The 11,834-nt window shown below is 40.7% G+C and carries 10 protein-coding genes; 7 read left to right on the forward strand and 3 right to left on the reverse strand.

Annotated elements, in window-relative coordinates:
• From fliD to BMZ41_RS06075, 7 genes are all read left to right on the forward strand, one after another.
• Complete coding sequence (fliD, locus tag BMZ41_RS06045) at positions 1-2,169, forward strand: flagellar filament capping protein FliD (RefSeq protein WP_090527674.1); 2,169 nt, start codon at positions 1-3, stop codon at positions 2,167-2,169.
• A 51-nt stretch (positions 2,170-2,220) separates the two neighbouring features.
• Entirely contained in the window at positions 2,221-2,625 is a 405-nt protein-coding gene (fliS, locus tag BMZ41_RS06050; RefSeq protein ID WP_090171205.1) for a flagellar export chaperone FliS, read from the forward strand.
• A 59-nt stretch (positions 2,626-2,684) separates the two neighbouring features.
• Positions 2,685-3,167, forward strand: a complete 483-nt coding sequence (locus BMZ41_RS06055; protein WP_090527678.1) for a hypothetical protein — start codon at positions 2,685-2,687, stop codon at positions 3,165-3,167.
• 361 nt (positions 3,168-3,528) lie between these two features.
• Positions 3,529-5,031, forward strand: coding sequence for a flagellin N-terminal helical domain-containing protein (locus BMZ41_RS06060; protein ID WP_090527681.1), 1,503 nt, complete (start codon positions 3,529-3,531; stop codon positions 5,029-5,031).
• Positions 5,032-5,171: 140 nt separating this feature from the next.
• Positions 5,172-5,669 (forward strand): hypothetical protein, encoded by a 498-nt coding sequence (locus BMZ41_RS06065; RefSeq protein ID WP_090527685.1) that lies wholly within the window; start codon positions 5,172-5,174, stop codon positions 5,667-5,669.
• 62 nt (positions 5,670-5,731) lie between these two features.
• Complete coding sequence (locus BMZ41_RS06070; RefSeq protein WP_090527688.1) at positions 5,732-7,597, forward strand: glycosyltransferase; 1,866 nt, start codon at positions 5,732-5,734, stop codon at positions 7,595-7,597.
• A gap of 98 nt (positions 7,598-7,695) precedes the next feature.
• Entirely contained in the window at positions 7,696-8,856 is a 1,161-nt protein-coding gene (locus BMZ41_RS06075; RefSeq protein ID WP_090527691.1) for a CgeB family protein, read from the forward strand.
• Here BMZ41_RS06075 and BMZ41_RS06080 read toward each other — a convergent pair.
• The 3 genes from BMZ41_RS06080 to BMZ41_RS06090 all read right to left on the reverse strand — a co-directional run bounded on the left by BMZ41_RS06080 (position 8,836) and on the right by BMZ41_RS06090 (position 11,834).
• Positions 8,836-10,110, reverse strand: a complete 1,275-nt coding sequence (locus BMZ41_RS06080; RefSeq protein WP_090171223.1) for a hypothetical protein — start codon at positions 10,108-10,110, stop codon at positions 8,836-8,838. The two genes, BMZ41_RS06075 and BMZ41_RS06080, sit on opposite strands and share 21 nt — an antisense overlap.
• Before the next feature lie 150 nt (positions 10,111-10,260).
• A complete protein-coding gene (locus BMZ41_RS15915; RefSeq protein WP_090527695.1) occupies positions 10,261-10,791 on the reverse strand; it encodes a serine O-acetyltransferase in 531 nt (176 codons plus the stop codon).
• Complete coding sequence (locus BMZ41_RS06090; protein ID WP_090527698.1) at positions 10,788-11,834, reverse strand: glycosyltransferase; 1,047 nt, start codon at positions 11,832-11,834, stop codon at positions 10,788-10,790. The genes BMZ41_RS15915 and BMZ41_RS06090 overlap by 4 nt, the downstream gene beginning before the upstream one ends.

Here is an 11,834-nt window from a genome sequence, read left to right on the forward strand (position 1 = left end):
ATGCCTATTAGAATTTCGGGACTAACTTCGGGTCTTGATACTGAGTCCATTGTAGGGGCTCTTGTGTCTGCCTACAGTTTTAAGAAGGAAAAATACGAAAAGGCCCAGACCAAGCTCTCGTGGAAACAGGATGCCTGGAAGGACCTGAATACCAAGGTGTATAGCTTATATACATCTGTTGGTAACATGCGCTATGGCTCCAGCTATGTAACCAAGAAAGCCAGTGTTAGCAATTCAAATAAAGCTAAGGTTTCCGCAGGTGGTGAGGCTATCAATGGTACTCAGAAGCTGCAGATTAAAAAACTGGCAACTACAGCGTATATTACAGGCGGTCAGCTGGATAGTAGTATTGCGGCTGATAGTACTCTTGCGTCTCTTGGAATTAAGACTGGAGAAAATGAAAAAGCAAGTATTCAGGTAAGAACTAATTCTGGCGGTACAACAAAGATTGATATAGAAAGCTCAATGACTATAAGTTCGTTTATATCTAAGCTGAATGATGCTGGTGTACAGGCGAATTTTGATGCGAAGAATCATAGAATCTTTGTAAGTGGAAAGAGTTCGGGTCAGGCTGGTGAGTTTTCACTTCAGGCTACAAACGCAAAGGGCTTGGATGCGCTTTCAAAGCTGGGACTTCTAACAGATTCAGAGCTTAATTCCATTGGAACCTCCACTGAGGGAGCTAATCTTGTAAAGAAGCAGTACGGTGCTGGAGTAGCTACAGCAAGTGGTTTTGCAGAGTGGATTAAGCTTGCTAAAACCTATAAGGATATTATTAACAGTGATACTGCTACAGATGAGGAAAAGACTCAGGCCGAAAGTGATTTGAATTTTGAGCCAGCAGTTAGAGATGTAGCTAAATATCTCGATGACAAGAACGTTGACTGGTCTACTCTCACAGATGAGCAGATTACAGCTTATGGTAAAGAAATTTATGATAATGCTGAGTTTAATGATGATGCAAAAACTGCTATAAAGAGCGAGTTGGTTAAATCAATCAATGCTGTTAGAGATAAATATGTGATTCTGGCAAAGGCTAAGGCTATGCCAGAGGAAACGGATGCAGAAAAAGCAGCAAAGCTTGCCGCTATTAATGCTGCACAGGCTGAAGTAGATACTGTTCTTGAGGATCCTACCAATGCAAAATGGGCTACTTATATTCAGAATACCTTTGGTAGCAAGAACAGTGATACAGACAGCAGCTACAGTAATTTCTGGTCACAGAGCGACAACCTGCAGTTGGCAGAGGATGTTATGTACAGAATCGATCTGGCCAGCAAGATGGAATCAGGTGAGATTGATTTAACAAAGGTCAACACAGGAAAGAAAATCGATGGTCAGGATGCTGAAATTGTATTAAACGATGTTACCTACACCAGCAGCACTAATTCCATTACTGTAAATGGACTGACAGTAGAGGCATTAGGAGAGACTGGAGAGGATGAGGTGCTTTCAATAACTGTATCTAACGATACAGATGCTTTATATGACAAGATTAAGGATTTCCTTAGTCAGTACAACAGCTTGATGAACGAAATGCAGAAGCTCTACAATGCCGATTCTGCCAAGGACTACGAGCCTCTTACAGATGATGAGAAGAATGAGATGTCCGAAAGCGAAATCGAAAAGTGGGAGCAGAAGATAAAAGATTCCTTGCTTCGTAGAGATACAAGTTTGAGTGGTATCATCTCTACCATGACGATGGCCATGATGAAGACCTATGAAATCAATGGAAAGACATGGTCATTAAGTGGTACTTTGGGAATCCACACTCTTGGTAGCCTGAATGCAGAAAAGAATGAGGGCTATGCTTACCATATCGATGGTGATTCGGAGGATTCAAAGACTTCTGGAAAGCAGGACAAGCTTAGAGCTGCTTTGTCAGAGGATCCTGAGTCTGTTATCGAGTTTTTAAAGCAGCTTACAACAGGCTTGTACAATGATTTGGATGCTAAGATGAAGTCCACATCTGTTAAATCCGTATATACGGTTTACAACGACAAGGAAATGGCTTCAGAGTATTCTAATTACTCAAAGCTTATTAAGACTTGGGCTGACAGAGTAACAGATATGGAAGACGCTTACTATAAGAAGTTTGCAGCAATGGAGTCGGCACTGGCTAAGTTGCAGAACAGTTCATCTTCAATTACATCAATGCTTGGTGGATGATGAGACTAGTAAGTATAGACAGCAAAAAGGATTTACGAGGAGGCGGTTTATATGACACCAATGAATGGGTATGATGCTTACGCAAAAAACAGGATATTGACAGCTAGTCCCGCAGAGCTGACATTGATGCTGTATGAAGGCGCAATAAAGTTTTGTAATATAGCTATTGTTGCATGTGAAAATAAGGATATTGAGAAGGCACACAACAATATCCGCAAGACAGACAGGATTATCGAGGAGTTTGAGATTACCCTTGATGATAAATATCCTGTTGCAAAGGATTTCCATGCTGTGTATTCTTATCTTAGGAGCTGTTTAAGACATGCTATGATAGATAAGGATCCAGAAACCTTAAGGGAGGTGCTGAAGCACCTGCGCACCATGCGCGACACCTGGAAGGATGTTATGAAGCTCACGGCCAACGGAAAGAAGTTGGATGGGCAGCAGGCTGGATAACACGTAAACGTAACGTGGCTCCTCGTACTACGGGGAGCCATATTTTATTGGAGGGGCTTATGGAAAATATGGATTATGTAGTGATGCTACGGGAGTCTCTGGAGAAGAAGGTGGATATCTTGGAGGTACTTCTTATAAGAAATAAGGAGCAGGCTGCGATTTTGCAGGACCCAAATACATCACCTGATGATTTGGAGAAGAATATGAATATGAAGTCGGAGCTTATCGACAGGATTGTTATGTTAGATGATGGCTTCGAGCAGCTTTTCAATCGTGTGAAGGCTATCTTAGATGAAGATAGAGCTACTTATGCAGATGAGATTCGTCTTATGCAGGATTTAATAAGAAAGATTACAGAACTTACTGCAGATGTGGAGGCTACAGAATATAAGAACAAAGAATATGCCAAGACCCGTTTCTCAAACATCAAAAAAGAAGTTCGTGAAGTAAAGAAATCTGGCGATGTAGTTTCATCATATTATAAGAACATGATGGCTCATAATAAGGTAGATGACCCGGCATTTATGGATAAAAAGAAATAGCCTTCCCCTTGAGGTGTTTTTAATAAAAATTTACAGGAATTTTTGTTACTTTTTTTAACGTATTTACGAAGACCGCAAATCCTTTATTTTCAAGGGTTTGCGGCTTTTTTATTACATAGTTGATATGGTGGGAATTATTAGACAATTTAAAGTTTTTTCTAAAAAGGGGTAAAGTTTTGTGCATTGGTATCGATAAATAAGGTGTAAGGAACAATTACAAACAGCAAAACCCTTACAAAATCGAATTCGAATCTTATTAGAAAACAAATTAAATAACCAGGGCCGGACACGGATGTTGGGCTATCAGAAAAACGGATTTAAATGCTAAAAGGATTTAGCAGAATCTCATGGAGGAATTATTATGGTAGTACAACATAACATGCAGGCAGCTAATGCTTCAAGAACATTGAACATTACAACAGACTCTCAGTCAAAGAGTACTGAAAAGCTTTCAAGTGGTTATAAGATTAACCGAGCAGCAGATGATGCAGCAGGTCTTTCAATTTCTGAGAAGATGAGAAAACAGATTCGTGGTTTGACCCAGGCATCTACAAACGCTTCAGACGGTGTTTCTTCAGTACAGACAGCTGAAGGTGCCCTCACAGAAGTTCATGACATGCTTCAGAGAATGAACGAGCTGGCAGTACAGGCAGCCAACGGTACAAACTCAGAATCAGATCGTGATGATATCCAGAACGAAATTGACCAGCTTACACAGGAAATCGATCGTATCGCTTCTACAACAAAGTTCAACGAGACATTCCTTCTTAAGGGCGATATCGGATTAAAGAGAATGTACATCGCAGCTCATGACGCTGGTCTTGATGGAACTCTTATCCAGAATACAACAAGAGCTACATTCACAATGGAATCTCTTGAAGCTGGTGAAAGATATAGAATCGGTGGTGTTCAGTACACAATCGGTGCTTCAACAAACGCTGAGGCAGCAAGAGCACTTCACCTTGAGGATAAGTTAAGTGGTGGTACAACAGAGGATGACCCAGGTATCTGGAAGCTTGATCAGGGCGATACAATTTCAATCGATGGAAAGACATATACAATTAATCCTGATGAAATCGGATCTGATGTAGCTAACGCAAAGGTAACAAACGGATACCTCAACAAGCTCATTACTAAGGGTTCAGTTATTAAATACAACGGTAATGAAGTACAGAGATTCTCTACATCATACAACCCAACAACAGGTATTGATGATGCAAACGTTACTCTTGTAAAGGCAACAACAGCTTACCAGATGGTTCTCACAGAGCTTAAGGCAGCTTCTTCAGTAGGTGCTACAGACGGAGCAGCAAAGGCAGATAAGGCAGCAAGTAATACTGGTACTGATATGTGGGAAATCACAGAGACAAAGAAGACTATCGGTGGTGAGACTGGACAGACAACAGTTACATCAATCAGCTTCACACTTAACAAGGGTTATGTAAATATCCAGAACGCACTTACACTTAACCTTCACGTAGGTGCAGACGCAGCCATGACAAATAAGATTAACGTTACTATCGAAGCTATGAACGCTAAGTCAATCGGTATTAACGGTATCAACGTATCAGACGCAACAGGTAAGGCTGCAACATACGCAATCGACGCAATCGCCGATGCAATTCAGAGAGTATCAGCACAGCGTGCAGAACTTGGTGCAATCCAGAACAGATTAGAGCACTCAATTAGAAACCTCGACAACGTAGTTGAGAACACAGAAGCTGCAGAGTCTCGTATCCGTGATACAGACATGGCTGATACAATGGTTGAGTACAGCAAGAACAATATCTTACAGCAGGCAGGACAGTCAATGCTGGCTCAGGCTAATCAGGCAACACAGGGTGTTATGAATCTCCTACAGTAACACCTGTTTACAAAATACCATAATCTCACTCCCCACCTCATCGAGGTGGGGAAATTACTAAGAAGGACAATTTAATAAATATTTAACGAAGAAAACATCTCCATCATAGATGGATTCATAGATAGAAAGAGGTAAGGCTTATGGCATACTTTACAAGAAACAAGATGTTAACAATGGTTTTGGAGCTTTACACAGCGAACACAAGATTCGCACAGGGTGGTACAGGAAATGATGCAGAAGACTTAAAAGTCCTCATCGCCTGCCAGCAGAAAGCATTAGTACTTGGTGAGTACTTAGAATCAATGGGCATGGATTACTCGGACATCGTAGAAAAATTTGAAAACTACTGCAACATGGTTTACGATATAAGTGAAAACCTTAGTGATACAGTTTTAGTAATGGACAGAAAAGTTAGAATTGATCACAAGATTTGCGACATTATTAGTGAGATAGAAAACAGAATAGTAGAAATTAGAAGTATTGATATTTACGACTTTAGAGGATTGGTAGACGCTCCCGGAGAGAAGCGCATCGTTAGCAATGAAATCAATCGGTTGATTGATTCCTGCTTAAGCAGTGCAGGACCACTTGAAGAAGGAGAGGAAATGTACAGACCACTAGTAATCGGAACATACTAATAATAAAAAAGTAAGGCTCGTCACATGACGAGCCTTTTGGTGATTATGGGGCGGAGAAAAAAATGAATAACAAACCTAAGACAAAACTTCTTACAATTTCACTTTTATGCTGTGGCAGGCCAGATACAACAGAGCGCTGCCTTAAATCTTTGATGCCTATTCGTAAGGCAATCGATTCAGAGCTCCAGGTTATCGATACTGGCTGCTCTAAGGAGACCAGAAAGATTATCGAAAAATATGCCGATGAGGTTTTTGAATTTTCATGGGTAAATGATTTTGCTGCAGCTAGGAATTTCCAGCTGGATCAGGCCAATGGAAAAATGTTTTTATATATAGATGATGACGAGTGGTTTCTTGATACCACTTATATTGTGGAGTTTTTCAAAGACCCAAAATGCACAAACTACAACGTGGGGGGCTACTTCCAGAGAAATTATCTGGACTTTGAAGCCAAGGAATATGAGGACGTAGAGGTCATGAGAATGTGCCGTGTGGATCCTGATGTATGCTTCAAGGGAAAAATCCACGAGTACATATATCCTGGCGCTGGAAATACTATGTTCATGGATGCCAGAGCAGGACACTTCGGATACGTTTATGAGTCTGAGGAAGATAATGTTAAGCATTCCCTCAGAAATATCCCGCTGCTTAAAGAAATGATGGAAGAGGAGCCTGACGAGCTACGTTGGCCATATCAGCTGGCTCAGGAGTATAAGGCAATCAAATACAATCAGGAGCTTTTGGACCTTTGTATGGCTACCTTCAGAAAGACAGGTGAAACAAAGGAAGATATAAAATATAAATATCGTGGTAGCTTTGCCTGTGGTGTTGTTATTGCCATGGCTCGACTTGAGATGCTGGATGAAATCCTGGATTTTTACAAGGAAGTGAAGGAGAAGGATTTGATTTTCCCACTTCCAATGGCGAAGTTGGCATTCTATGCGGCAAAGGTCTACTTCGTAAGAGACGAGAATGATAAGTGCGAAGAGGAGATTAAATTCTATTTTGATGTATATGAGAAGGTTGGTAATGACCGAGGATTAATGTTCATCCAGGGCGGAATATTCTCCAGTGATACTTTCAATGAAACCAACATGAACCTCATGTACTGCTACGCCATGACCTGCGGTCTTAGAAAGAACGACTATGGACCTCTAGTGCACTATTACAGAAGAATAACTTGGGATTCAAAGGTGGTAAGACTTAATAGAGGTTTTGTTACGACCCTTGTTGCTGAGGCAGCAAAGGTTGGCTATAAAAAAGAAATCAGGGATGTTTTGAACAAGTTCTTCACTAGTGAGGGCTTCAGAAATCTCCTTGAAAAGATTATTGATGACATAGTGAAAGAATTTGATGAGGAAGGTCTGTTGAATATAAGGAACGCCTTCAAAACTACTGATGGTGAGAAGGAAATGAACCTTTTCATGGATGTACGTATCCTTGAAAGGCAGATTGCAAATGTAGACAGCTGGGACAGTTACAAGCAACTGCTGGATGTTTTAGGAGCCTACGCTCAGGCGGTAGTAAAATGGCAGCGAGCACATGATTCCTTATTCCCATCTGAGAATCCTTCCTTTACCCTGGCTCAGGAAACCAAGCTGGGATGCGATATAAATGATTTCATTGAGTGTGAAAGCAAGGAGGTACCAAAAGCACTGTCATATATAAAGGACATGATTGGAAGACGCCCTATGATGAACCCAGCTGTAAGTCAGTTGGCAGATATGTATGGCCGAAAGCAGATGCTGGATAATCTTAAAGCAAAAGACCCAGCAAAATTCCAGGAAATGTACGATCTGGAAGATGCCATCCTTCGCCAGATAGCAGAATTGGATGCGGCGGGGCAGGTGGATGAGGCAGTTGCTACGTATCAGGAACTTATCATGGCCATTAAGAATACATATGGAGTAGAAACACTGCATATTTAGATGAACCAGTAGCTAACAAGCTATAATGTTTCCTTAGCGAAACATGTTAGTTGAGCGGGGAAATATTATGCTTGTTAGTGTAACTGGTGGGGTATAGTATGAAAATATTAATGTACCGCTGGAAAGCCTACAATTATAAAGATATAAAATACACCTTCATAAAGTTAGGCTATGAAGTGGAGGAGGTCTATCAGGACCTCCTCAATTATGATGTGGATGAAGAGTTTGCAGGAAAGCTCAGAGAAATAATTTGTAAAGACGTATATGAGTTTTTCTTCACGGTGAATTACTTTCCGCTTATCTCCAATGTCTGTCAGGAGATGGGACTCTTGTACGTTTGCTGGAGTTGCGATAACCCTCTGATTTCCATGTACCATAAATCTGTATTTAATGATGTAAATAGAATCTTTTTGTTTGATCTGACCAATGTAGAAGAGTTTAAGGGGATGGGAGCAGACCATGTCTATCATCTACCGTTAGCCGTTGATACAGAAAGGTTGGATTATCTTTTTGAGAATTCTACAGATTTGGATTTATACAAAAATGAGATAAGCTTCGTGGGCTCTCTCTATGAGAAAAATTCCTATGACAAGATGGAGTTTACGTTACCTGAGTATCTCCGTGGATATTTTGAAGCTACCATGGAAGCCCAGAAGGACTTACAGGGAATCAATATCATCGACAGGATGCTTACTCCTGAAATTCTTATGGAGTTGCAGCAGTATTTTGAGCTGGAAAAATCAGAGGATTCTCTGTCTGATTTGAATTTGATTTTCTCAGTAACAACCCTTGGATTTAAGATAGCAGAAAAGCAGCGCAGAAGCATATTGATAGAGTTGTCAAAACACCATGATGTGAGTATCTACACCAATTCAAATATAAAGGATTTAATCAAGGTTAATTACAGGGGCAGTGTAGATTACTGGGAGGAAATGCCAAAGGTATTCCGAGGCTCCAAAATCAATTTAAATATGACAATCCCAAACATCAAAAGTGGAGTACCACTTCGTGTTTACGATATTTTAGGAGCAGGTGGATTCTGTATCTCAAATTTTCAGGCTGAACTACCTATGTTCTTCGAGAATGAGAAGCATCTCGTTTGGTATTACAATCAAAAGGACTTGTATGAGAAGGTGGATTATTACCTGCGCCATGATACTGAAAGAGAGCAAATTGCCCGAACGGGATATGAGCACATAAAAATGCACTGCTCTTACGAGCAGCGCATTAAAGAAATTCTAGAGACCATAATTCATTAACATTCCTGAGTAAGCACTGGTAGCATAAGGTGCGGTTAGTGATTTGCCAGGATTCTTATATTCTACTATAGCTTTATCTACGTAAGCCATCGGATTAATGGAAGCCTTTGAGGCAGCCCTGCTGATGGCTGCTTTTAATTCATTAAGAACCGTGAAAGCTTCGTATCTATCATCGCTGTTTATTATTTTTGACAGCTGGGATTCATTGAGAATGAGATGTCCCATTTCGTCGATATGGATACCAGCGTATTCAAGGCTGCTTTGCATACCCTTTGCTATAGAAGAAATTTCATTTAAAAGGGTGCGATTCTGATGAACACCATTGTACTTAAGTCCAATGTTAATCATTCCGTTGTAGCTGGTCAGCAACTGGCTCACACCATCTGTCAGAGCCTCGGTATCCTTCATAAGACCTACTTTAACAGTTTCAGGAGTAGGAGCTTTAAGGGCAACTTCGTAAGCTTTGTTAACGGTGAAGGTATTGGACATAGATGAATGTTCATTACCATTTAAGGTGAAGCTGGAATTTACTGGATCCTGAATAGTCTTGTCGATACCCAGTGTATTTAGCTCATTCCAAGAAGTATCAGAAGTGATGTTAAACAAAGTAGTACTACCTTCTGGTAAGCCTGTAGCTTTCGAAGTAATCTGAATAGCATTATCGCCATTGCTTCCAGTAATAAGGGATGCGTTCAAACCAACATCAGAGCTGTTAATCAAGCGGATGATTTTTTGCTGTACAGTCTGATTAGTCTCGCCAGCGTTAACGTTGTACTGGAATTCATAAGAATGATTACGAATATCTAAATCAAAGGCATATTGGCCTTCCTCGAAGTTATGTCCTTCTGCAGGAAGGAAGTTGCCCATGTTAATCTGTGGCTGAGCAAGTGAATGAACGTCTATTGTGAAATCATCTGCATTAACAGAATCATCGCCAACGAATACGGCTTCTACTGATTCTGAATCTGAAGATGAAGCGATTTTCTTTTTAAGGAGATCTTCTATGCTGTCCCCAGCGGAAGAAAGCTTAGAGCAGGACATAGACATAGAATTGGCATGCTCTTTGATGTCAATTGCAAATTGCCCAGTGTCCTCCATATCCTTTATTTTGTACAGAGGAGCGTCCTTGTTGGCCTTCACTATTTTGTTGTAGGTGTCGCGTAACTCACTTTTCTTATGGGATTCATAACGAGAGCCTATGTTGCTACCATAGGTGGTCATGAAATAGTTGTACGCTGCATCTATGCGTGCCATGAGACGTCCCTCCTTTCTTCCTTGATAATATAACCTTCGACAATCCTTTGTCTAAGTCGGGACATAGATATCGATACTTATAGCTACTATCATAATACCATACAAAAAGATTTCTGTAAACATACAAGATTTTGTAATGTTGTCAGATAATTAATCGATATGTAGAATATGAGCTGGGTTGCCAGCAACTGTTGCGCCAGCTGGTACATCATGAGTAACTACTGAATGCGCTCCAATGATTGCTCCGGCTCCCACAGTTATTGGCCCGATGATGGCGCAGCCAGACCCAATGTCTACCCCATCTTCAATTACAGGAACACCACGTCCGTTTGTTCCAATAACGCAGCCCTGACGGATAGTCACATTCTTTCCGATGATGGCATCGGTGTGAACGACTATGCATGAGAAATGGTCAATGTAAAAGCCTTCACCTATAGGCACAATATGGCTTGGAATGTCTATTCCAAATTTCACGGATATGTTATGGAAGTGAAGCCTAGTCAAAAAAGCCAATGGCTTTAGATAAGGTTTGCTGTTTAGATAACAGAACTTTCTGTACCAATGGCACCAGCAATAACCAGGCTTCATCATATATGTTTTGATACGACCCACCAGGGAAGTATCCTTTGAATATCTTAAATAATCACATCTGAGAATTCTTTTATATTCTTGTTTTGTCATCTGACGTCCTCGTATATTTTGTAAAGTTTATCACAGTATTCGCTGATGTTATTATATTCTAATGCTCGGGCTTTAGCACCTTCAGATTTGCTGTCGTAAAGCTGATGATTAGATAATAATTCTCTGGCGGCATCCACATAATCTGAAGTAGAAGCGCAAACACTTCCGCAAGTACTATCAATTATATTCACCAGACCTCCGTTTTGAGTGCCAAGAACTGGACGGCCTAAAGACATTGCCTCCAAAGCTACCAGCCCGAAGCCTTCCCACTTTGAAGGCATAATCTGAATTTTAGTGTTAGCCATGTAATCGTAGGAATTCTTTTTAAATCCCTCGAGAATAAGCTTTCCTTCAAGCTGATTCTCTGACACGAAGTTAGCTAATGAATCAAAAAGTTCTCCATCACCGATAACTCTGGCGGTGTTAACGTCGCCAGAATTAATAAGCTCCTTTGCAATCTCTGCAAAACGAAGAGGATCCTTCTGTTCCACAAGACGACCTACAAAAAGAATGTCGCTTGAAAGGGCAGAAGCATCAGCGTCCTTATCTACCTGAGAAACAACACCGTCAACAGAGAATGGATTCCCTACAATACTGATAGGACACTTAATCTTTGAAGTGTATCTGTACTCATCTTTTACAGCATCTGAAACCATAAGGATATGGTTAAAATATCTGCAGGCAAAAAGATAAGAAAGGGATTTGGTATTAAGCTGTTTTATCCATGGTGGATTGTTGTGTAAGTGGGAAACAATTGGAACACTGCCTTTTAGTGCAAGACCGCAAAGAACACTGGCGGTGAAATCATGGGCGTGAACCACTGTAGGATGAAATTTATCGACTGCTGACTTTATAGATGTGGCATCCAGTTTTTCAATGCCGTAGTAGCAATCGTACAAACCGATAGATTTGAGCTTGTCCTCAATAGGACCGTGAGGAGCCATATAAATGAACTCCTCCTTGTCCGAAAGTCCTTTGATTATTTGACAGACAACATTTTCCGCACCGGAATAAATGTTGGATTTGATTACATGTAGAATCAT

The sequence above is a fragment of the Pseudobutyrivibrio sp. UC1225 genome (assembly GCF_900115215.1).
In the GTDB taxonomy this organism is placed as follows: domain Bacteria; phylum Bacillota; class Clostridia; order Lachnospirales; family Lachnospiraceae; genus Pseudobutyrivibrio.